The sequence below is a fragment of the Streptomyces rugosispiralis genome (assembly GCF_024505145.1).
GTDB classification, from domain to species: domain Bacteria; phylum Actinomycetota; class Actinomycetes; order Streptomycetales; family Streptomycetaceae; genus Streptomyces; species Streptomyces rugosispiralis.
Genome location: NZ_JANIAA010000045.1, coordinates 48,256 through 67,453, shown reverse-complemented (window position 1 = coordinate 67,453; position 19,198 = coordinate 48,256). Strand labels below are relative to the sequence as shown.

At 69.6% G+C, this 19,198-nt stretch carries 24 protein-coding genes and 2 pseudogenes; 13 read left to right on the top strand and 13 right to left on the bottom strand.

The features are described 5' to 3' along the window. Window positions 1-102: 102 nt before the first annotated feature. Together NP777_RS40080 and NP777_RS40075 are read right to left on the bottom strand one after the other, a co-directional pair. Complete coding sequence (locus NP777_RS40080; RefSeq protein WP_256655100.1) at window positions 103-1,239, bottom strand: hypothetical protein; 1,137 nt, start codon at window positions 1,237-1,239, stop codon at window positions 103-105. 160 nt (window positions 1,240-1,399) lie between these two features. After that, entirely contained in the window at window positions 1,400-1,939 is a 540-nt protein-coding gene (locus NP777_RS40075; protein WP_256655099.1) for a YbhB/YbcL family Raf kinase inhibitor-like protein, read from the bottom strand. Window positions 1,940-2,148: 209 nt separating this feature from the next. On the opposite strand from NP777_RS40075, the gene NP777_RS40070 reads away from it, so the two are divergent. Together NP777_RS40070 and NP777_RS40065 are read left to right on the top strand one after the other, a co-directional pair. Then, complete coding sequence (locus NP777_RS40070; protein ID WP_256655098.1) at window positions 2,149-2,838, top strand: type 1 glutamine amidotransferase domain-containing protein; 690 nt, start codon at window positions 2,149-2,151, stop codon at window positions 2,836-2,838. A gap of 155 nt (window positions 2,839-2,993) precedes the next feature. Next, complete coding sequence (locus NP777_RS40065) at window positions 2,994-3,485, top strand: Tn3 family transposase (protein ID WP_256655097.1); 492 nt, start codon at window positions 2,994-2,996, stop codon at window positions 3,483-3,485. A 223-nt stretch (window positions 3,486-3,708) separates the two neighbouring features. Here the strand turns inward: NP777_RS40065 and NP777_RS40060 are convergent, their stop codons facing one another. Then, complete coding sequence (locus tag NP777_RS40060; RefSeq protein ID WP_256655096.1) at window positions 3,709-4,434, bottom strand: dienelactone hydrolase family protein; 726 nt, start codon at window positions 4,432-4,434, stop codon at window positions 3,709-3,711. Window positions 4,435-4,539: 105 nt separating this feature from the next. After that, a complete protein-coding gene (locus tag NP777_RS40055) occupies window positions 4,540-4,845 on the bottom strand; it encodes a hypothetical protein (RefSeq protein WP_256655095.1) in 306 nt (101 codons plus the stop codon). 7 nt (window positions 4,846-4,852) lie between these two features. Here NP777_RS40055 and NP777_RS40050 point away from each other — a divergent pair, with 7 nt between their 5' ends. After that, a complete protein-coding gene (locus NP777_RS40050; protein WP_256655094.1) occupies window positions 4,853-5,080 on the top strand; it encodes a hypothetical protein in 228 nt (75 codons plus the stop codon). A 238-nt stretch (window positions 5,081-5,318) separates the two neighbouring features. Here NP777_RS40050 and NP777_RS48720 read toward each other — a convergent pair whose 3' ends face one another. Both NP777_RS48720 and NP777_RS40045 read right to left on the bottom strand, forming a co-directional pair. Then, window positions 5,319-5,837 carry a peptidase inhibitor family I36 protein gene (locus tag NP777_RS48720; RefSeq protein WP_391858670.1) on the bottom strand — a complete coding sequence of 173 codons (519 nt, stop codon included), beginning with the start codon at window positions 5,835-5,837 and terminating at the stop codon, window positions 5,319-5,321. A gap of 510 nt (window positions 5,838-6,347) precedes the next feature. Next, window positions 6,348-6,932, bottom strand: a complete 585-nt coding sequence (locus NP777_RS40045; RefSeq protein ID WP_256655093.1) for an NAD(P)H-dependent oxidoreductase — start codon at window positions 6,930-6,932, stop codon at window positions 6,348-6,350. Between the two features lie 177 nt (window positions 6,933-7,109). Between NP777_RS40045 and NP777_RS40040 the strand changes: the two genes are divergently transcribed. Together NP777_RS40040 and NP777_RS40035 are read left to right on the top strand one after the other, a co-directional pair. Continuing rightward, window positions 7,110-7,697 (top strand): TetR/AcrR family transcriptional regulator, encoded by a 588-nt coding sequence (locus tag NP777_RS40040; RefSeq protein WP_256655092.1) that lies wholly within the window; start codon window positions 7,110-7,112, stop codon window positions 7,695-7,697. A gap of 257 nt (window positions 7,698-7,954) precedes the next feature. Continuing rightward, a complete protein-coding gene (locus NP777_RS40035) occupies window positions 7,955-8,167 on the top strand; it encodes a hypothetical protein (protein ID WP_256655091.1) in 213 nt (70 codons plus the stop codon). Here NP777_RS40035 and NP777_RS40030 read toward each other — a convergent pair. Both NP777_RS40030 and NP777_RS40025 read right to left on the bottom strand, forming a co-directional pair. Beyond that, window positions 8,164-9,156: an aldo/keto reductase gene (locus NP777_RS40030; RefSeq protein WP_256655090.1), complete on the bottom strand. Its 993-nt coding sequence runs from the start codon at window positions 9,154-9,156 to the stop codon at window positions 8,164-8,166. The two genes, NP777_RS40035 and NP777_RS40030, sit on opposite strands and share 4 nt — an antisense overlap. Window positions 9,157-9,276: 120 nt before the next feature. Beyond that, window positions 9,277-9,411, bottom strand: coding sequence for a hypothetical protein (locus NP777_RS40025; protein WP_256655089.1), 135 nt, complete (start codon window positions 9,409-9,411; stop codon window positions 9,277-9,279). A 290-nt stretch (window positions 9,412-9,701) separates the two neighbouring features. On the opposite strand from NP777_RS40025, the pseudogene NP777_RS48315 reads away from it, so the two are divergent. Continuing rightward, window positions 9,702-9,806 (top strand): annotated as a pseudogene (locus NP777_RS48315) (transposase); the annotation flags it as partial. A gap of 29 nt (window positions 9,807-9,835) precedes the next feature. Here the strand turns inward: NP777_RS48315 and NP777_RS40020 are convergent. Further along, entirely contained in the window at window positions 9,836-10,465 is a 630-nt protein-coding gene (locus NP777_RS40020) for a TetR/AcrR family transcriptional regulator (RefSeq protein WP_256655088.1), read from the bottom strand. Between the two features lie 70 nt (window positions 10,466-10,535). Between NP777_RS40020 and NP777_RS40015 the strand changes: the two genes are divergently transcribed. From NP777_RS40015 to NP777_RS40005, 3 genes are all read left to right on the top strand, one after another. Continuing rightward, a complete protein-coding gene (locus NP777_RS40015) occupies window positions 10,536-11,405 on the top strand; it encodes a ketopantoate reductase family protein (protein ID WP_256655087.1) in 870 nt (289 codons plus the stop codon). A gap of 365 nt (window positions 11,406-11,770) precedes the next feature. Continuing rightward, the gene (locus NP777_RS40010; protein ID WP_256655086.1) at window positions 11,771-12,364 is read left to right on the top strand and encodes a TetR/AcrR family transcriptional regulator; all 594 of its coding nucleotides are present in this window, start codon (window positions 11,771-11,773) and stop codon (window positions 12,362-12,364) included. After that, the gene (locus NP777_RS40005; RefSeq protein ID WP_256655085.1) at window positions 12,361-13,218 is read left to right on the top strand and encodes an alpha/beta fold hydrolase; all 858 of its coding nucleotides are present in this window, start codon (window positions 12,361-12,363) and stop codon (window positions 13,216-13,218) included. The genes NP777_RS40010 and NP777_RS40005 overlap by 4 nt, the downstream gene beginning before the upstream one ends. A 164-nt stretch (window positions 13,219-13,382) precedes the next feature. Here the strand turns inward: NP777_RS40005 and NP777_RS40000 are convergent, their stop codons facing one another. After that, window positions 13,383-13,733, bottom strand: coding sequence for a hypothetical protein (locus tag NP777_RS40000; RefSeq protein WP_256655084.1), 351 nt, complete (start codon window positions 13,731-13,733; stop codon window positions 13,383-13,385). A gap of 153 nt (window positions 13,734-13,886) precedes the next feature. Here NP777_RS40000 and NP777_RS39995 point away from each other — a divergent pair. The 3 genes and pseudogenes from NP777_RS39995 to NP777_RS39985 all read left to right on the top strand — a co-directional run. Next, window positions 13,887-13,994, top strand: a pseudogene (locus NP777_RS39995) (IS5/IS1182 family transposase); the annotation flags it as partial. A 127-nt stretch (window positions 13,995-14,121) separates the two neighbouring features. Beyond that, a complete protein-coding gene (locus NP777_RS39990) occupies window positions 14,122-15,063 on the top strand; it encodes an oxidoreductase (RefSeq protein ID WP_391858669.1) in 942 nt (313 codons plus the stop codon). A gap of 2 nt (window positions 15,064-15,065) precedes the next feature. Further along, the gene (locus NP777_RS39985) at window positions 15,066-15,641 is read left to right on the top strand and encodes a TetR/AcrR family transcriptional regulator (RefSeq protein ID WP_256655083.1); all 576 of its coding nucleotides are present in this window, start codon (window positions 15,066-15,068) and stop codon (window positions 15,639-15,641) included. Window positions 15,642-16,160: 519 nt separating this feature from the next. On the opposite strand, the gene NP777_RS39980 is transcribed toward NP777_RS39985, so the two are convergent. Both NP777_RS39980 and NP777_RS39975 read right to left on the bottom strand, forming a co-directional pair. Next, entirely contained in the window at window positions 16,161-17,132 is a 972-nt protein-coding gene (locus NP777_RS39980; protein WP_256655082.1) for an alpha/beta fold hydrolase, read from the bottom strand. Further along, window positions 17,129-17,821: a DsbA family oxidoreductase gene (locus tag NP777_RS39975; protein ID WP_256655081.1), complete on the bottom strand. Its 693-nt coding sequence runs from the start codon at window positions 17,819-17,821 to the stop codon at window positions 17,129-17,131. Before NP777_RS39975 ends, NP777_RS39980 begins: the two co-directional genes overlap by 4 nt. 80 nt (window positions 17,822-17,901) lie before the next feature. Between NP777_RS39975 and NP777_RS39970 the strand changes: the two genes are divergently transcribed. Next, window positions 17,902-18,294: a winged helix-turn-helix transcriptional regulator gene (locus NP777_RS39970; RefSeq protein ID WP_256655080.1), complete on the top strand. Its 393-nt coding sequence runs from the start codon at window positions 17,902-17,904 to the stop codon at window positions 18,292-18,294. Between the two features lie 127 nt (window positions 18,295-18,421). Here NP777_RS39970 and NP777_RS39965 read toward each other — a convergent pair whose 3' ends face one another. After that, complete coding sequence (locus NP777_RS39965; RefSeq protein WP_256655079.1) at window positions 18,422-19,189, bottom strand: MerR family transcriptional regulator; 768 nt, start codon at window positions 19,187-19,189, stop codon at window positions 18,422-18,424. Window positions 19,190-19,198: the final 9 nt, after the last annotated feature.

The window sequence follows — 19,198 nt, the reverse complement described above, 5'->3', positions numbered from 1 at the left end:
CAGGCAGGTTGGTGCCCCGAATATGGAGCGGCGCAAAGGGCTGGTACGCGGGGCTGGCGACCGGACAGCCGCCGGATGCGCACACGCCACCCGTCTCCGCCGCTAACCGCGCCGCTCGTGGCGGTGCCACTCGCGTCCACCGTCGCGAGAGATCCACAGCCCTTCGCCCTTCACCAGGTCGTACGTCGCCGTCGTCGCGTCCGCGATGCCGTAGAGCGTCGTGCCGTCGACGGTCAACGACGTGAATCCCGCCGGCGTCCGCAATTCGTGGAAGGCGGCGTTGGCGCGGTCGTCGGCGAGCCAGTAGCGGCCGCCTTCCTCGCCGATCAGCAGCCGCCCGTCCGCGAGCGGCTCCAGGACCAGCGACTCCGGCCCGCGCTTCAGGTCCCTCCAGGGAATGCCACCGGCGAGGACCGTCCGCCAGTGTCCGCCGCCGTCCGTCGTCAGCAACAGGCCGCGCACGCCGCCGCCCCGGATGAGGGACAGCGCCGCGGTGCCACCCCGCGCGGCGAGGACGCCCCCCGTGTACGGCTTGGGGACGGCTCTGGAGCAAAGAGTGCGACCGTCGCGCTGCCATACGACGCGGTTGGGGTCATCGGTCAGGGGCTGGTCCAGGCTCCAGACCGTGCCCCGTTCGTCGACGGCGAGGTGGATGGCGTAGTCCGGCACTCCGGCCGGGGGCGCCACGGTGCGGGTGGCGGGGCGGTAGACGAGGGTCGGCTCCAGTTCGGCGAGCAGGACATCGCCGGGGCGGGTGCGCGACGGGGTCCCGGTGGTGACGGTCTTGTGCGGCTTGCCGCGTACGTCGAGGGCGTACGCTCCCTCCGCCCCCTCTCCCGGCGGCACCCGCACGAAGCCCCCGCGCACCCCCTTGAACGCGGGCGGCGCCGCCTCCGTGTCCGCGTGTTCCGCGTGCTCGGCGACCGTATGACCGTCGGGGCCGACGATGCGCCAGGCGGTGGCGGCCGGCCCCTCGTCGTCCTCGACATTGCCGGCCTTGTACGTCAGGAGCAGCGAGCCGTCGTCCGCGCGGACCACGTCGGTGGGTGCCCCGGCCGCCTCGATGACATCGGCGGGGCGCGGGTGAGGGTCTTCGATGACGCGCCTGTACCTCGCCTCGCGGTCCCCGGAGTCCCCGTCGCCGGAACCACCCGGGCCACAAGCGGCCAGCGCCAGCGCCGCACCCGCCGCAGCCGTGAGCCCGACCGTCCGCACCCCGCGTTTCCCCCACCACGCCATCGCCACATCCTCACACATGAAGCAACGGCCGCCCTAGCGGTAGGCAAGCGCCCCAGACCACGCAGACCGCCGTGCCTGCGGACCCCACCTCATACTCCGTCGCGTCCGTCGGCCCCTCCTCCCCGTGCGAGGACGCCCGCGCCCCTCGCCGTCCCGTCTGTCACGCCGGAATGCCGAAGACCGGTGTGAGCGTGGCTCGCGCCAGGGCGTGGACCACGAGCCGGAAGCCGAGCCAGGCGGGGGTCGCGTCGGTGGCGACGTCGAGCGTGGGGACGTCCAGCGCGTGCACGACGAAGACGTAGCGGTGTGGGGCTTCCCCCGGCCCGGGTGCGGCGCCGAGGTAGCCGTGTCGGCCTGCGTCGTTGGCCAGCGTTTTCGCGCCAGTGGGCAGGTATCGCCCTCCGGCATCGCCCGCCCCGGCGGGCAACTCGGTCACCGAGCCGGGGATGTCGAAGACCACCCAGTGCCAGAAGCCGCTGACCGTCAGTGCGTCCGGGTCGTAGCAGGTGACCGCGAAGCTCCGCGTTCCGGCTGGATGGCCGTCCCAGGCCAGGTGCGGGGAGCGGTCCTGACCCGGCCTGCCGAACAGGCTGCTGCGCTGGGCGACGGCCAGGGTCACACCGTCGGCGATGTCGGTGCTGCGCAGTGCGAACTCCGGTACTGCGGGAAGCGCGCTGTAGGGGTCGTAGCGCTCGGTCATGTCCGATCCTTCGGGCTCGTGGACACCTGGGTGATCGTGCGGCGCGGAAGCGATGCGGAGCGGCGGATTGTCGTGGTAGACGCAGGTCAGCCTGGCCTTACATGCCCATGGCCACCGCAGGTGTGGCGGACCGCCGCCTGCTCATACCATGCTTTAAAGGAGATATATCTGCTAACGGTAGCGAATACGGACAGGAAGGCGGTCGCGGGATGGCCAAGGTACTTTTCGTGATGACCGGTACGCCGTACTGGACGCTCAAGGACGGCACCAGGTACGCGACCGGCTACTGGGCCGAAGAGTTCGCCGCCCCCTACAAGGCCCTCACCGAGGCGGGCCATGAGATCACCGTCGCCACCCCCGGCGGGGCCGTTCCGACGGTGGACATGATGAGCCTGCGACCCGATATGGCGGGCAGCGCGCAGATCGCGCTCGATCTGGAGGCGATCATCCGCTCCGCGGAGGTGATGCGGCGCCCGATCCACCTCGCGGATGCCCGGCTGGACGACTACGACGCCGTCTACTTCCCCGGCGGCCACGGCCCCATGGAAGACCTGAGCGTCGACGCCGACGCCGGCCGCCTGCTGACGGCGGCCCTGCCCTCCGGCAAACCCCTCGCCATCGTCTGCCACGCCCCGGCGGCGATGCTGGCGACCAGGATCCACGGGAAATCGCCCTTCGTCGGCTACCGGGTCACCGGCTTCACCAACGAGGAAGAGGAGGAGGTCGGCCTCGCCAAGAGGGCCCGCTGGACACTGGAGACCGAGCTCATCGCACTCGGCGTCGACTTCACCAAGGGCGAGAAGTGGAAGCCCTACACGGTGGTCGACCGCAACCTGTACACCGGCCAGAACCCCGCGTCGGCAGCCCCCCTGGCGGAACGCCTGCTCAAGGTCCTCTGAGACGCCCGGCCGACCCCGGAGGGCATCCGCCCGGCGCCACAGCAGGTCTGCTCCTCGTGGACGGCGAGGCCGAAGTCCGGTTCCTGGTCGACCGTCCGCAACCGCTTCCGGCGGTGGCGTGACGTCGGCGTCTTCGAGGCCCTGCTGGGCAGGGTATGGCGCCGCGGCCCTGTCGGCGCCGACGCACCCGGCCGGAGGCGACGAACGGCCTGGACAGGCTCACGGCCGCGCTGGCGGACGGCTCGCCGGGCGGGGTGAAGGTGACCACCACCCGGCACGGTGAGCCGTGGATCAGTGTGCCGAAGCTGGAGAAGCTGGACGAGCCCACCGGCCTCCAGGCGCTCAAGGACGAGGTGGTACGTCGCTGGGGTGTCCTCGACCTCCTGGACGTGCTCAAGAACGCCGACTTCGACACCGGCTTCACCGACGAGTTCGCCTCGGTCGCCGCGTACGAGCGCATCGACCGTGCCGTCCTCCAACGACGCCTCCTCTTGGCCCTGTTGGCCCTGTTGGCCCTGTGCACGAACATGGGCATCCGGGCGATCGTGGCGACCGGCGAGCACGGCGAGAGTGAGGCGGCGCTGCGGCACGTGCGCCGGCAGTCCATGACCGTCGAACAGACTTCGAGGCGACCTTCCCGCGCATGACCTCGGCTCAGCGCGAGACCCTGGCCGAGCTACTCGCCCGCGTACACCCGGGACACCCCTGGATCGCGGGCCTGTAGCCAGCGGTTTACTGGTGTGACCGCCTAAAAGCCAGTGAACAAACCCCCATCTGCGCAACGGCGTCCGGCACGCACGCTCGCGGGTTGCCGAAAAGCCTCGGTCGACCGGCTTGGTTTGCGGTCCGGGATCGTGGTTGCCGACCAGATCACTCCGTTATGGGCAGGCACTCGGCGAGCAGGTCGACGACGTCCCGCCAGGCTCGCTGCGCGTGCTGAGGGTGAAAACCGACCCCAGGAAGCACGATGTGGTCGACCGGTGGGTGATGGAAGGCGTGCAAGGCGCCGCCGTAGACCACGAGGCGCCAGTCAACGCCCGCAGCCTGCATCTCGGCAGTGAATGCGTCCCGTTGCGCGGGCGGCATGATCGGGTCTTCCGACCCGACCCCGGCCCACACCGGGCAGTGAATGCGCGCCGTCTCGCCTGGTCGGCCCGTGGTCAGTCCGTTGACTGTCGCGATCGCGCGCAGGTCGACGCCGTCGCGCCCGAGTTCCAGCGCGATTGCGCCCCCGGTGCCGTAGCCGACGGCGGCGATCCGGTCCGGGTCGGTCCGCGGCTCGGCGCGGAGCACGTCGAGCGCCGCGTGGCCGATGCCTCGCATCCGGTCGGGGTCGGCGAGCAGCGGCATGCAACGGGCCAGCATCTCCTCGGGGGCGCCCAAATAGCGCCCGCCGTGGAGGTCGAAGGCCAGGGCCACGTATCCCAGCTCGGCGAGCACATCGGCCCGGCGGCGCTCGACGTCGCTGAGCCCCATCCCCTCGGGCCCGACCAAGACCACGGGCCGGCGATCGACACCGGCCGGGAGCGCGAGATGCCCGATCATCGCCAGGCCGTCGGCCACGTATTCGATCGTGCGCGTTGTAACCGTCGTCATGAGCCTGGACTGTAGTGATCGTCGAGCCCGGTCGGGCCGGTGTTCTGCCGCTGGCAGAAGGCAGGTCTCTGGCGTATTCCGGAACCACCCCGTCAGCGATTCAGCTCAGAGCCTGTGAACAAACGGCCGTCCGCCCCAAGGGCGGGCGCACCGGACGCCGCTGCTCGCAGCCGGGGTGACCGGTGCAGGAACGGGCGAGGCCGGCTCGCCGAGCCGTAGAAGCACGGCGTCGTCGTCGCGGATCACGTCGTCGACGCTGAGCCGGACGATACGGCTCACGGGCTGTGCGTAAAGGAGGACGATGACTCCGGCGGCTCGGAGACGCATGGGTATCTCCGCGTCGGTCAGCAGCCGACCAAGGGCATCGAGGCGCTCGTCCTCGCTCAGCGCGGCCCACCGGGAGTCTTTCATCGCGGGGATGGAGAGGGTGCGTCGACTAGCGGCGGCTCTGCATCTCGCTGCCGCCGAGCAGAAACTCGCCGCCATGCGCGCCCTCGCCACCCGGCACACCACCGTCCACCTCGGCATGCCCGACTTCCGCACCACCGCCGGCAGGCTCGCTGCCGACTCAGCCGAGAGTGACACCTCGGCGGCGGCGATCGCGGAGGTCGCCGGCCTACCCGCGCCCGGCGACAGCGGGCGCTGAGTCAACACCGCTGGGACGGGCTAGTTGTGGAGCATGAGCAGCACGAGCGGTGACGGCAGCGACACCACCATGCCGCACGTCGGCGGCAAGTTCGGCGGTTGGCTGGTGGCCCAAAGCCATTTCGCGGCTGCTCACCGCGCATGAACCGCATTCGTCCTTCTCGCCGGCTCGCGATGAGCTGGAGTGGGCGGCCGTGGTGACGCTCACCACCCCGTCTTCTACTGGAGCGAGCCCGGACTCAGATTCCGCAGCCGGAACCGCTGGAGGCGTGCGACAGAATCCGTTGCGCGGAGGCGAATGACTTCTTGGCGCCCGGGGTGCCTCCATTCACACAACCGCGAGAGCCGCCGTAGTTCTTGCGAGGGTAGTAAGAGACAGATCCAGAGGCGGGCATGACACGAATGGACCTGACTGTCGGTTCCGAAGAAGCCCAGGAGCACTTCAGGGTGCCGCTCGTCCAGTCGGGGTCGTTCTGCCCCCTTGGCCAGACACAGCGTTTCCCGTTACCGAACTTGCTCGTATAGAAGCAGATCGACGCTGAGGGACAGTCCCAGGCCGCTGCGACCCCGACTTCCGTGCTGCCGATGTGGCTGCTCCAGTTGGCCGAGGCCGAAGAGGCGGTGACGAACAGTACGGCTGCGGCGCCGGCGGAGCCAAGACTTGCGTAGGTGCGCTTCTTCAACGATATCCCCCAAATGACACAAGCCCCCCCAATCCGAGAGGGAGCACCCGTAGAACCCCCAACTCTGCGATACACACTCGCGTGATGTAAATAAATGGCCAATTATTGACCAAATATGGCCCATGTCCTGGCGGGATACCTGTGGCCTTCCATCCCGACCGGCGAGACGAAGTCGCCAGCCGGGGCCCTCGGCTGGACCCCGGCATGCCTCGTCGTCGGCGTCGCCGCGGCCGGGTCCCGCAGGAGTCGCAGGGCCCCGGGCGGCTCAGGGAGCTGGAAGGAGCACCGGATGAGCGTCACAGTCCGCGACACGCCCGACGACGCCCAGTCGGCGCGTTTGGCCTGGCCTTGAACGCCGTGGTGCTCTTCAACAGCCTCTATACATCGACGCCGCCGTCAAGCGGCCGGCCGCTGACGCCTTCACCCGGCCGCCGGCGCCCGGCCTGCGGCAACTACGCGACCCGAACAGCGACGGCGGGACGGACGACGGTGACGACGAGTAGCCGCGCCCCCGTCCAGTCGAAAGCGGTCCGGGGCCGGAGTCACCACCTATGACTCCGGCCCGGACCGCCTTGTGCGCGAGGCTCAGTCGGCCCGTGAGGGGGAGCTGAGAAGCTCGCGGTAGCGCTTGGCGTGCACGGCAAGGTCTTCGTCGGTGACGGTGCGGGCGCCGTGCAGAACCAGCGGCTCGGCGAGACGCATGCCGATCAGTCGGGCGGTGGCGTCAAGGGGTGCCAGCAGCTGGGTCATCGTGAAACGGGAAGCGGGATCGACCGCAGCGTACGACTCCTCCGGACCGCCCGTGGAGGTGACCAACTGCAAGGTCTTGCCGCGCAGTACGGAGCCACTGCCGCCATAGGCGAAGCCGTAGGTGAGGACCTGGTCGATCCATGCCTTGAGTACTGCGGGAACGGAGTACCAGTACCAGGGGAACTGCCACACGATCCGGTCGTGGTCGCGCAGCAGTTGCTGCTCACGGGCGATGTCGAAGTGGCCATCGTGGCAGGCAGGGCCGATTTCATGGACGGTGACGTGTGCGAGGTCGCTCACGGCCTCGGCCAGGCAGGCGGTAATGCGGGAGGAGGCCAGGTCGGGGTGAGCAACGACGACCAGGGTGCGCGCGGAAGGCGGGCCGGCTGACGTCGCGGAGCGAAGGCTGGGATGGCCCATCTGGGTTGATCCTTGACTGTGGTTGCGGGCGTCTCTTGTGACGGATCGTTCCATCACGGAGTTTGTGACGGAACGATCCGTCTGTCAAGCTGAGACCGTGCCCAGCGCGCGGCCAAAAGGGCCCACCGCGCACCGCGTCGACTCGATGTGGCGCATGACAAGCAGAGGGAGCGCGCCATGGCTCGCAAGACAGCGGAGGAGAACCGGCGCCACGTCCTGGCCGTGGCGAGCCGCCTGTATTACCAGCGCGGCATCCGCGCTGTCGGTATGGACCTGGTGGTCAAAGAGAGCGGGGTCGGCAACGCCACCGTCTATCGACAGTTCCCCACCAAAGATGCTCTTGCCAGCGCCTACACACAGGACCGCGCCGACGCCTGGTTCGCGCGTATGCGCCACGTCGCCGACCAGGTCGACGACCCGCGCGAGAAGCTCCTCGCGATCTTCACAGCCGTCATTGAGGAGACCAGGCTGCCCACCTTCCGCGGCTGCCCCATGCTCAACACCCATACCGAGTTCCCCGACCCGCAGCACCCCGCAAACCGTGTGGCGGTCGCCCATGAGCGGCGGGTCCGCCACTGGATGCGTGACTTGGCAGCCGACGCCTGCGCTCCCGACCCCGAGCAGCTCGCCGACGATCTGCTTCTCGTCCTCAATGGCGTCTACGTCACCGCCACGGTCCTCGGCCCCCAGGGCCCCGCCCAGCGCGCCGGCGAGCTCGCCCGTCGCCTCATCCGGACCGCCTGCGACGAACCTCGCCGCCCCTGAACTCGGCACCATGCCTGACCGGGCGGACGCCAGGAGGGGTGTCGGGGTCGATGCCCTGGTGGCGCGCCAGGGCGAGCAGGACGCGTCTCATGTCGTCCAGGTGCCATGCGCTGCTCGCCCGGTGCCGACCGCGTCGACGGCGTCGAGATCGTCGTTCGGTCTACCGGGCAAGCGTGACAAGGCCGCGGAAGCCGCTCACAACCACGCCCGTGCCCGTCGGCAAACGATCGGTTGACGACACATAGCTGAGCGTCGGCGTGCTCGCGGTGGGCGCGGACGGGTACCGGGCGCTGGTCTCCTACGGCGAGATCGCCCCGGGCTCCGGCAACCGGGGCGCGATCCTGGCCGTCGAGCAGGACGGGGCACCGCCGGCCCGACCCCGGCTGGTCGTGACCGGCGAGGTCACCGGTGGGCGCGACGTCAACGACGTCGTCGAGCTGGACGTCGTGCACGTCGAGCCCACCGGCTAACCCCGAGCGACCTCAGCGGTGTGCGCGGGAGTGTAGCGCTCGCCCATCACCTGGTCGCTCAGCGGGGCCAGCGCGGCCAGCGCCTCGGCGTCCAGGGTGAGTTCCAGCGCGGCCGCGTTCTGCTCCAGCCGGGCCGGGCTGCGGGTGCCCGGAATGGTCGCCACCGCCACCCCGAGCCGCTCGGCCTGGGCGTACACCCAGGCCAGCGCCACCTGGGCCGGGGTGGCACCCAGCCGGTCGGCCACCTCGCGCACGGTCTGCGCGATCTTCTCGTTGGCCTCACCCGCCTCGCCGGCGAAGCGGGGGTTGGTGCGCCGGAAGTCCTTCTCGCCCAGCGTGGAGCGGTCCAGGGTGCCGGTCAGGAACCCCCGCCCCAGCGGCGAGTACGGCACCAGCCCGACCCCCAGCTCGGCCATCACCGGGGTGACCGCCTCGACGTCGCGGGTCCACAGCGAGTACTCGCTCTGCACCGCGGTGATCGGGTGCACCGCGTGCGCCCGGCGCAGCAGCTCGCCGTCGACCTCGGACAGGCCCAGATGGCGGACCTTGCCCGCCTCGACCAGCTCGGCCATCGCCCCGACGGTCTCCTCGATCTCCACGTCCTGGGGCGGGCGGTGGGCGTAGTACAGGTCGATCACCTCGACGCCCAGCCGCAGCAGCGAGGCGTCGCAGGCGCGCAGCACGTAGTCCCGGGCACCGCGGATGCGGCGTGCCCGGTCGCCGGCGCTGCGGTCGATGCCGAACTTGGTGGCCAGCTGCACCTGGTCCCGGCGGCCGTGGATGGCCCGGCCCACCAGCACCTCGTTGTGCCCGGTGCCGTAGGCGTCGGCGGTGTCCAGGAACGTGATGCCCAGCTCCAGGGCCCGGTCGATGGTGGCCAGGCCGCCGTCCCAGTCGGCGGCGCCGTAGCTCTCGCTCATCCCCATACACCCCAGGCCCATCGCGCTGACGGTGAGACCCGGCGAGCCGAGCGTGGTTCGGGTGATCATGCGCGGATACTCCTCCTGCCCGGCGGACCGGGCGGTACCTCGAGGGCTGACGAACGCCTCCGACGCTAGGACTTGGAGCGCGCTCGAAGTCAAGCCGGAGGGCCGGCCCCTGCCAGCGTGTCAGGCGCGGCGGGGGCGGGTGAGGGTGAAGGTGAGGGTGAAACGGTCCACCGGCAACAGGTCGCCACAGGGCCCGGACACCGCGTAGTAGGTGACATGCATCGCGGTGGTGGGCCCGCCACCGCCCGGGTCCACATCGAAGGCGGCGAAGCCGTAAGAGTGCCTGGACCACCACCCCGGCAGTTCCCGCCACCAAAGCCTGCGGCGACCGCATCACAGCACGTCTGCCGGTGGGGCCGGCCCGCGCTGCGGCGCCCACCCGAGTTCGTCGTCCTCGTCCTCGACGCCGGTCGACGGTGTACGGGCACCTCGACAAGACCAGGACCGTGCCCCGCCAGCCGAAGAAGACCGCAGTCACGAAGCCCTGAAAGCCACCGGCGGGCTACTTGTTCCCTGGTGTCCGGGCCAGGACTCCGGGGCCGCCCCACAAGGCCCAGGGCAGCATGATCCGCCGATACATCATCCGGCGGAACAAGAACGCCGCCGACAAGCGCCTCACTGCCCTCGTCCACGGGGCGAACGCCGCCTGAGCCGCGCCGTCGGGGTCTGTCTTGGGTCGTCAGGTCCGGGGCGGTGGCGCACTCATCGCTGCCGTCAGGAACGTGATCGCCCATCGCCGGGCCGCCTCGCCCGCTACCGGGGACACGCAGCCAGGGGAGGGCTGCTGGTGGACCTGGAGGCGGTCGACGGCCGTCACGGCAAGGATCCCCCGCATCCGGAACCACAGCTCCTCCGGGGAAAGGCCGGGCAGTACGCGCGCGAAGGCTGCGAAGTAGCGCTCGCGGACCGAGTCCTCGGCCGGGCCGGTCCAACTGCGCACCTCCTCGGCCGGGTCGCTGAGGATTGTCACGATCAGCCGGGACGTCCGGGCGCCGCCCTCGTCGCCGGCCGGCATCTCGTCGAACAGCGGCCCCGCGAATGCCTCCACCAGTTCGCTGACCGGTGGGTCGGGGGTCCGGGCGAGCAATTTGTCGAGCCCGGCGCACTGGGCAGCGGTGATGGGCTCGATCACGCGGTGGGCGACTGCGGCCATCAGCTCCGCCTTCGAGCCGAAGTGGTAGCCGACGGCGGCCAGGTTCGCTCCGGCGAGTTTGGTTATCGCGCGGACCGAGGTGCCGCGGTATCCGTGCTCGGCGAAGAGGTGCTCGGCCGCGTCGAGGATCTGGGTGCGGGTGTCTGGGGTCGCCACACGAGGGACTCTACATATGCTTGAATAAAACGAACGTATGAATGAAACGAACGTATGAAAGAGGGCTGTCATGAAGCTGCTCGTGTACGGCGCCGGGGTTTGCGGCAGCCTGTTCGCCGCCCGCATGCACGAGGCCGGCCACGACGTCTCGCTCCTCGCCCGGGGCGAGCGCCTGACCGCCCTGCGCTCACAGGGAGTGCGACTCGCCGAGGAAGACGGCCCTGCCAAGCGGGTGCCGGTACCGGTGACAGAACACCCGGACGGCGGGTACGACCTGATCACCGTCTTCGTCCGCGCCCACCAGGTGGATGCGGTGCTGGCATCACTCGCTGGTGTCCAAGGTGACGTGCTGTTCCTGCTCAACTGGGCAGCCGGCCCGGAGACGCTGGGTGCGGTGATCGGCCACGAGCGGGTGCTGCTCGGCTTCCCCACGACTGGCGGCACGATGGACGGCGACGTGGTCCGCTACCGCAAGAGCAATTTCATCACCCGCCGGGTCGCGATGCCGATCGGCGAGGCCGACGGCCGTACCACCCCGCGACTGGCACGGATCGTGGAGACGTTCCGTACCGCCGGGTTCAACGCCAAGGCCGAGCCGCGGATGGATGCCTGGCTCAGGACGCACGCCGCGTTCGAGGTCCCGCTCGGTCAGGCGGTGCACGCGGCGGGCGGCCCGGTGGCGCTGGCCGACGCCCCGGACGCGGTCCGCGGCATGCTCCACCTCATGCGGCAGAACCTCGCCGCGCTGGAGACGCCGCCGGTGCCTCGCGCGTTCGCCGCGTTGCGGGCTCTGCCGCAAGGGCTCCTTGTGGCCGTGCTCCGGCGCTTCCTGAAGAGCCCGACGGCCGTGCACAGCGGACTCAACGACCTCTCGCCCGCCACGGCGGCCGAACTCGAGCGGCTGGCCGGACAGCTCCGTGCCCCCGCGGGAACCCGCTAAGCGACCCAGGACGGCGAACACCTCACCACGCACACCACCGCCAGTCCCACAGTCCTCGAACCCAGCTCCGCCGGCTCCACGGACGGCGACCGACCGTTTCCATGAGGTCGGCGCACTACAACAGGACGGACGTTGGTTGATGCGGCACCAGGGTCCGTCGCCTGGTCACCTGCCCCGATCAGGACCAGGCGGCTGCAGGCCGGGCCCGAACAGGCACCGGCCTTCCTGAGTGATGCCCTGATCAGCCCACCACCGAGGAACTTCAAGCCGTCCGTGAGCCCGCGGACGCCCCTGCTGGGTGCGCGCGATTGCTTTCCTAGGGGGCCTAGGATAAACCTAGAGCCTCAAGGATCTTAGGAAGGTGCATGGTGCGGGCCGGGCTGACAACGGAGCGGGTGACGATCGCGGGCGCGGAACTGGCGGACGACGTCGGGCTCGACCAGGTGACCATGTCTCAGGTCGCGCGGCGGCTGGGCGTGAAGGACGCGAGCCTCTACACGCACGTCCGCAGCCTGGAGGATCTGCGCGGTCGGATCGCGCTTCTGGCGGCGGACGAGAAGACCATCCGCATTGCGGAGGCGACCGCCGGGCGAGCAGGCAAGGACGCGCTCATCGCGTTTGCGAACGCCTGGCGGGAGTACGCCCATGAACATCCGGGCCGCTACACGGCAACGCAGACCCCGATCCAGATCGCCCCCGAGCTGGCCGCAAAAGCGCCCGGTCCACGGCGCGCTGTCGAGCTGACCTACGGCATGCTGCGCGGCTACGGACTGGCCGAGCCGGACCTGACCGACGCGGTCCGGTTGCTGCGCAGCACGTTCCACGGGTTCGTCGCCCTGGAAGCGGCGGGCGGATTCGCGCACGAGCGTTCGCCGCAGCAGTCCTGGATCCGCGCCCTCGACGCCCTGCACACCCTCCTGGAGCACTGGCCCGACTCCCGAGCAGGAGACTCCCCATGACCGACCGGACCAACGGCAGCCTGCGTGTGAACGGCGCGACCCTGCACTACGAAGTGCGAGGCCAGGGCCCGCTCCTGCTGCTGATCCCCGGAGGGACGGGCGGCGCGGCATCCTTCGACGGCATCGCCGCTGACCTGGCCACCGAATACACAGTCGCGACCTACGACCCGCGCGGCATGTCCCGCAGCACACTGGACGACCCCGACGCCGAGCAGCAAGTGGCCGAGCACTCCGATGACGCGTTCCGGATGCTGGAACTGCTGTCGCCCGGTGAGCCCGCCCAGGTATTCGGCGCCAGTTCGGGCGCGATCGTCGCCCTGCACCTGCTCACCGCCCACCCCGAACGCATCGCACGCGTTGTGGCGCACGAGCCGCCAGCCGTGGAGGTCCTGCCGGACGCGGCCGAACACCGCGCACTCCTCACACGCGTGCAGGACACGTTCCGCACCCAAGGGCTCATGCCGGCGATGGCCGTGTTCTCTGCGGGCCTCAAGAAGGACGGCGCCGCCGCCGAGCCGAAGGCCGAGCTCAAGCTTCCGCCTCAAGCCGCGGCACGGGCCGAGCAGACGATGGCCAACTTGCCGTACTTCGTCGGCCGCATCGTGCCCGGCTTCATGTCCTACGCCCCGGACATCCATCGGCTGGAGGGGCTGTCGGACCGGCTTGTGCTCGCCGGCGGACAGGACTCACGCGGCGAGTTGCCCTACCGCTCGGCCGCCTTCCTCGCCGAGCGTCTCGGCACGGAGCTTCAGCACTTCCCCGGCGGGCACATCGGCCTGACCACGCACCCCGCAGAGTCCGGCGAGCTGCTGCGGAAGGTCCTCCACACCGGAGGACCTACATCGCTGTTGTAGGTCCTCCGGAACGGGGCCATATCCTCAGAGCTGACTGCATATCAGGGCCACGTGCGCGCGTGCTCCCACTTCGTCCGTGGCCACGACACACAAGGCCGACGAGACATCCTCCAGGGCAGCCGGACAGAGCTGGCAGCCCTGGCTGCGGGGTCGGGTGTGAGTGGTCAGTCTCCCTGGGACCAGGCGGCACTCGGCAGTGACAGGTAGACGCCGAAGTCGACGAGCCCGGTCGCGGCGCGGATGTCCGCGTGGAGCGCGTCCACGCGCTCCTGCCGGTTGGCTTCCCTGCTGGCGGACCACTTCGACTTGATCTCGATCACCACCGTCAGGCCACTACGGTCCAGCGGGCTCAGCGGCCGGAAGCGGATCTCCACATCCCCGGGTCGCAGCTCGCCGTCGTACGGTTCCTCGGGGCACTCCACTGCCAGGGACACCAGATGTGGCAGCACCGAGCCGAGTTCGCGTAGCTGGGGCTCGGGCACCGTGGGCGCATAGGTCACTTCGACAAGCGGCATCCTCGACACTCTAGACGGAGCCCTCCCCCACCAGAACACCGAAACTCCACCGCCCCGGCCCCGGACGACCGCCCGGCGCCCCGAACGTGTGGTCGCCCTGGAGGCCGGTCGGCGATGCTGACGGAATGAGTGAAACGGCGTTGCCGGCTGTCGGCCGGCTGCCGCCGCCTGTACCGCCGGTACGAGCGCATGGCCGAGCACTTCCCCGCCTTCGTCGGCATCGCCGCAGCCCTCATCCGCCACCGAAGACTCACCAGGTGAGAGGCCGTACCGCGAGGCCGCGCCGCGAAGGACTCGCCGGCGGCGCCCACCGCACAGACCGCAGGCATGACGCATGCGGTTGACAGTCATGACTGAATTTGTCAACTTTGCCTACGTCAATCCGAACATGGAGGTGGTTGGTCTGTCCTCGTGGACTCTTCATGACGTCCCGGATCAGCGCGGCAGGTCAATGATCATCACCGGTGGCAACACGGGCCTGGGTTTCCAGGCCGCGTCGATGCTCGCCGACAAGGGCGCGGACGTCCTGATCGCCTGTCGCGACACGGTCAAGGCGGCCGCAGCGGTCGATCGGATCCGGGCCCGCCGCCCCCGCGGAACCGTACGGGCGGGCTTCCTCGACCTCGCCGACCTCGACTCCGTGGAGGCGTTCGCGCGCGAAGTCCTGGCGGGTCAGGAGCGCCTGGACGTGCTGGTCAACAACGCCGGCGTGATGTGGACGCCATTGACGCGTACGAAGCAGGGCTTCGAGTTGCAGTTCGGCACGAACCACCTCGGGCATTTCGCACTCACCGGCCACCTGCTTCCCTTGCTGCTGCGCACTCCCGACGCCCGGGTGACGACCGTGACGAGCCTGGCGCAGACACAGGGCCGCATCGACTTCGACGACCTCAACTGGAGCACTCGCCCCTACTCGACGGCAGCCGCGTACGGGCAGAGCAAACTGGCGAACATGATGTTCACACTCGAACTCGACCGCCGACTGCGCGCCGCCACCCTCGCCCTGACCGCAACGGCGTCGCATCCCGGCTGGACCAGCACCGAACTGACCCGCAACTCCCCCGCGTTCCTCCAGCGGGTGAGCCCGTGGTTCGGCATGCGCCCGGATAAAGGTGCTCTGACCACGATGCGTGCCGCCACCGACCCGGCGGCGCCCGGCGGAAGCTATTGGGGGCCGCGGCGCTTCTTCGAGACCAAAGGCCATCCGAGCCCCGGACGGATCATCCGGCGGGCGCGCGACACCACGGTCGCCGCCCGTCTGTGGGAGGAGAGCACCCGGCTGACCGGAGTCCGGTATCCCTTGGCCACGCCGACCGGTCAGGCCGGCTGACCATGCCGGACACTCCACAGCCTGCCGGGCGGCGAGACGGCATCGTCCGCGCGGCCGTCGGTGTCTTCCTGCGATACGGGCCCCGCAAAACCTCGATGGACGATGTGGCCCGCGCCGCGGAGATCTCCCGACAGGGTCTCTATCTGCACTTCACGACCAAGGACGCCCTCTTCCGAGCGGTCGTGACCCAGATGCTCGACGACCTGCGCTCAACGACCTGGCAGGCACTCGGTCGAGACGACCACACCGTGGAGGAGCGTCTTGCCGGAGCGTTCGAGGCATTCCACGCCGTCACTGTCGGGACCGTCGACCGGGAGACCTACGCAGAGATGCTGCGGGCAGCGCAAGCCTTCGCCGCGGCGCCGATGAGTCAGCTCGAACAAGACCTCGTCACGGACGTCGCCGCGCTACTGGCGCGGGGAGGGCACGCGAAGGCGTGGAAGGCGGCCGGGGTGTCCGCCGCCGACGTCGCCCAGCACCTCTTCGACGCCTCCGCCGGAGCCAAGTACGAGTCGGTGTCACTCGACGAATACCGCCGACGACTGGGCGTCTCCGTACGCATTGTCACTCGTCGATAGGGTCCCGGCACTCCTTTGTGCGTAGTGACCCGCCACGGCAGAGGGCCGGCACCGTGGAGTTCCTGGACCAGGCCACCGACCCCCACTCGGCGCTCGCCCTGAACACCCCCGGCCCCAGACCCCCGCGCCCTTGCCCCACTGATGGGTTCAAGTGCGGTGGGGCGGGGTCGTGATACCGACGCGGCCGAACCGGGTGTTCCCGGCCGACGACGCGGGAGGGCGGAATGTTGTGCCGATATATGCATGTTTCCGTTCCACTGCTAGGCAATGTGACTGGACCTGATTGTCGTACAGCCGACGCACAATGCTCGTGCGCGGGACCCCTTGATTTCTCAGCCCCAGAAGGGACAGTTATTCAAAGGGTCCCGAACCGCCGGTCGTCAGGCGGCAGCGCGCGGAGGCGCGATCTCCCACAGTCCATCCGGCGCGATTCAGCTCCATGTGCCCCGCCCCACACCCAGACCAACGCCCGCCTCACCGTATAGGACGCGGTCCCAGTGGAGTGCTACCGCCAGGCGATCAGCCTTGTGGCAGGGACCGTAGAAAGGCAATCAACGCTTCGTTGACGTCCTCGGGTCGCTCTTGTTGGATCCAATGGCCGCAGCCGGGCAGCACGATCGCGTCGCGCGCGTGCGGTACCGCTGCCGGACGGCCCGCGAGGAGTTCCGCGGCGCCAGGCAGGGTCCTTGCCAGATCCCGGTCACCGGTGATGTAGAGGGCGGGCTGTCGGATGACGGCGTTGTGCCAGGGATGGGTGAGTGCCCAATTGCGGTCGAAGTTGCGAAACCAGTTCAGGGCAGGGGTGAAGCCGGTGCGGGCGTAGTCTGCGGCGACGGTGTCGATGTCCTCCTCGGTGAGCCAAGGGGGCAGCGTGCTCGGCTCCGCCCAGATGTCCAGCACGTGTCCGCCCGCGGGAATGACCGGGCTCCACGGATACCCCTCGCCGGAGGCCCCGTAGAGCGCACGGCGCACTGTCGCGTGCGGGTCTTGTCCGAGTTCACGGTCGGCGACGCCCGGCCGCTGAAAGTAGGCGGAGTAGTAGTTCTCGTAGTCCTCCCCCGCGGCGGCGCGCAGCGCGGCCAGATGAGGGCCGTCCGCGTGCGGCTGGAAGGGAGTGCTCAAGGACACGACCGCGCATATCACCTCGGGCCGCATCAGCGCCGCGTGCCAGGTGACCGCCCCGCCCCAGTCGTGTCCGGCCAGGACAGCCCGCTCCTCGCCGAGTACGTGGATCAGCTGGATCACGTCGCCCACGGTGTGCAGGATCGTGTAGTCCTCGATGGCGTCCGGCTGGTCGGTGCGCCCGTAGCCGCGCTGGTCCGGGGCCACGGCGTGATATCCGGCCGCGGCCAAGGCCAGGAGTTGGTGGCGCCAGGAGTACCAGGTTTCCGGGAAGCCGTGGAGCAGCACCACCAGCGGCCCCGAGCCCGCCTCGGCGATGTGCATGCGGAGTCCGCCCGCTTGGACGAAACGGTGGGTGATCTCGGTCATCGGGTTGCGGGGCCGTCCTGGCCGGGGCCGACAGGCGCGTGGGCGGCGGTCCGCTCCCACGCCATCCGCAACATGTCGAGGAATGTGCCTGCTGGTTGGGCGCCTGAGACGAGGTAGCGCCCGGCGAAGAGGAACGCGGGTACGCCGTTGATGCCGAGCCGCCGCGCCCGCTCTCCGTCCGCCTGGACCGCCTCGGCGTAGTCGTGGCCGGCGACGATCCGACGTGCCTGGTCGGGGTCGAGCCCGGCCTCCGTGGCCAGTTGTACAAGGCTTTGTGGCGAGCCGAGGTCGGCGCGTTCCTCCGTATAGGCCCGCATGAGCCTCTCCCGCACGGCGTCGCCGATTCCCACGTCGTCGGCGTACGCCTGCAGTCGGTGGACGTCGAAGCTGTTCACCACCCGTGCGTCGCCTACCCGGTAGTTCAGTCCCAGCTCTGCGGCGAGTCCGGTGATCCGGTCCAACTGGGCCCTGATCTGCGTTTGGTGCATACCGAGGTTCCGGCCCATGCGCTCGGAGATGGTGGTCGTGCTCCGCGTCGGGGCGGCCGGGTCGAGCTGGAACGCCCGCCACCGCACCCGCACGTCCGCGCGATGCTCGAATTCGCCCAGCGCCAGCTCGAACCGGCGCTTCGCGATGAAGCACCACGGACATACCAGGTCCGACCAGATCTCCACGCCCAGTTCACTCATGGGCCTACCGTAGCTCCGGAGCTATATTCTGGTAAGTACGTACCTGAGAGTGCGCCCCTAACCAAAACGCAGGAGCCCAGGTGGCCGACGCAGCTACACCCCGCCGACATGACGTGTTCCACAGCGACTGCCCGGCTCGCGAAATCCTCGATCACGTGGCCAGCCGCTGGGGGGCGCTCATCCTGTGCGCCCTGGGCACCGGATCGCACCGGTTCTACGAGTTGCGCGACCGGGTCGACGGCATCAGCGAGAAGATGCTGTCGCAAACCCTCCGCGCCCTCGCTCGCGACGGCCTTGTCGAGCGCACCGTCGAACCAGCCACGCCACCTCGCGTCAGCTACGCACTGACACCGCTCGGCGTCGAACTCGCGGGCCGGCTGCAAGGGTTGATCGAGTGGATCACCGTGCGCGCCCAGGACGTCGCCGCAGCGCAGCGCGGATACGACCGGGCCGCGGCCGCACGAAGCCGCTGACCGGCTCGGTCACAGATCTCGACGAGGAGCCCTCTCTGCCGAGCGCCCGTTGGTTCTGAGAGAGCGGGATATCGAGCACGGAGGGCCGGGGAGCCGCCCTCTGATCAATTGTGGTTCCGCGGGAGCGTTATCCGGTCGTGTTGGTATTGCGGACTTGTGTGGCGGTCGTGAGCCGCCGGGTGATGAGTTGGTCGAGGCGTTCCCACGCGGGGCTGTCGATGCCGAGGTGGCCGGTGAGAAGGTCAATGGTCTCCGATGGCACGCGGTCGAAGCCGGGGAGGTCGGAGACCATCGTCATGCGCAGGGCGAGCCGCGTCGCCGCGTCGGCGAGCTCATCGAGTCGGGGATCGTCCGGGCTCCAGTCGATGGCGTCGTCGTAGCCGCGGAGGACGGCCACGTACTCGTCGTCGCCCAACAGGGCCGTACGTGAGGGCAGGATGGTTCGGGTGAGGTCGGCGGCGAGGGCGTAGCCGAGGATGAAGCCGTCGCGGATCGCGTGCTCGTGGCGTTCGGACAGGCCGATCCCACGTAGACGGTCCATGAACTCGATGGCCTCGGGGGGTAGGCAGAGGCGGTCGGGCCGGTCGAAGTGACGCAGCCGGGTTCGGCGTTGCTGGAGCCGGCGAATGTGGGCGCGCAGTTCGGCGTCGATCCGGTCGATCTGTTCCGTGGCCTGGTCGGTATCGGCGTCCAGCACGTCCCGGATGCGGGCCAGCGGGACACCGGCTTGCGCGAGGGTGACGACCTGGGTCAGGTCGATGATCGCCTGCGCATCGTAGCGCCGGTATCCGGAGGCGTCCCGGTCCGGTTCGGGTAGTAGGCCCTTGGCGTGGTAGACGCGGATGGCCTTGGTTGACACGCCGGCGTGTTTGGCGAGCTGCCCGATCGTAAGCATCCCCCATCA

Bases quoted from the DNA above. Each gene is read 5' to 3' on its own strand.
- NP777_RS40080 (WP_256655100.1), bottom strand. From the start codon at position 1,239: ATGGCGTGGTGGGGGAAACGCGGGGTGCGGACGGTCGGGCTCACGGCT.
- NP777_RS40075 (WP_256655099.1), bottom strand. From the start codon at position 1,939: ATGACCGAGCGCTACGACCCCTACAGCGCGCTTCCCGCAGTACCGGAG.
- NP777_RS40070 (WP_256655098.1), top strand. From the start codon at position 2,149: ATGGCCAAGGTACTTTTCGTGATGACCGGTACGCCGTACTGGACGCTC.
- NP777_RS40065 (WP_256655097.1), top strand. From the start codon at position 2,994: ATGGCGCCGCGGCCCTGTCGGCGCCGACGCACCCGGCCGGAGGCGACG.
- NP777_RS40060 (WP_256655096.1), bottom strand. From the start codon at position 4,434: ATGACGACGGTTACAACGCGCACGATCGAATACGTGGCCGACGGCCTG.
- NP777_RS40055 (WP_256655095.1), bottom strand. From the start codon at position 4,845: ATGAAAGACTCCCGGTGGGCCGCGCTGAGCGAGGACGAGCGCCTCGAT.
- NP777_RS40050 (WP_256655094.1), top strand. From the start codon at position 4,853: ATGGAGAGGGTGCGTCGACTAGCGGCGGCTCTGCATCTCGCTGCCGCC.
- NP777_RS40045 (WP_256655093.1), bottom strand. From the start codon at position 6,932: ATGGGCCATCCCAGCCTTCGCTCCGCGACGTCAGCCGGCCCGCCTTCC.
- NP777_RS40040 (WP_256655092.1), top strand. From the start codon at position 7,110: ATGGCTCGCAAGACAGCGGAGGAGAACCGGCGCCACGTCCTGGCCGTG.
- NP777_RS40030 (WP_256655090.1), bottom strand. From the start codon at position 9,156: ATGATCACCCGAACCACGCTCGGCTCGCCGGGTCTCACCGTCAGCGCG.
- NP777_RS40015 (WP_256655087.1), top strand. From the start codon at position 10,536: ATGAAGCTGCTCGTGTACGGCGCCGGGGTTTGCGGCAGCCTGTTCGCC.
- NP777_RS40010 (WP_256655086.1), top strand. From the start codon at position 11,771: ATGGTGCGGGCCGGGCTGACAACGGAGCGGGTGACGATCGCGGGCGCG.
- NP777_RS40005 (WP_256655085.1), top strand. From the start codon at position 12,361: ATGACCGACCGGACCAACGGCAGCCTGCGTGTGAACGGCGCGACCCTG.
- NP777_RS40000 (WP_256655084.1), bottom strand. From the start codon at position 13,733: ATGCCGCTTGTCGAAGTGACCTATGCGCCCACGGTGCCCGAGCCCCAG.
- NP777_RS39990 (WP_391858669.1), top strand. From the start codon at position 14,122: ATGGAGGTGGTTGGTCTGTCCTCGTGGACTCTTCATGACGTCCCGGAT.
- NP777_RS39985 (WP_256655083.1), top strand. From the start codon at position 15,066: ATGCCGGACACTCCACAGCCTGCCGGGCGGCGAGACGGCATCGTCCGC.
- NP777_RS39980 (WP_256655082.1), bottom strand. From the start codon at position 17,132: ATGACCGAGATCACCCACCGTTTCGTCCAAGCGGGCGGACTCCGCATG.
- NP777_RS39975 (WP_256655081.1), bottom strand. From the start codon at position 17,821: ATGAGTGAACTGGGCGTGGAGATCTGGTCGGACCTGGTATGTCCGTGG.
- NP777_RS39965 (WP_256655079.1), bottom strand. From the start codon at position 19,189: ATGCTTACGATCGGGCAGCTCGCCAAACACGCCGGCGTGTCAACCAAG.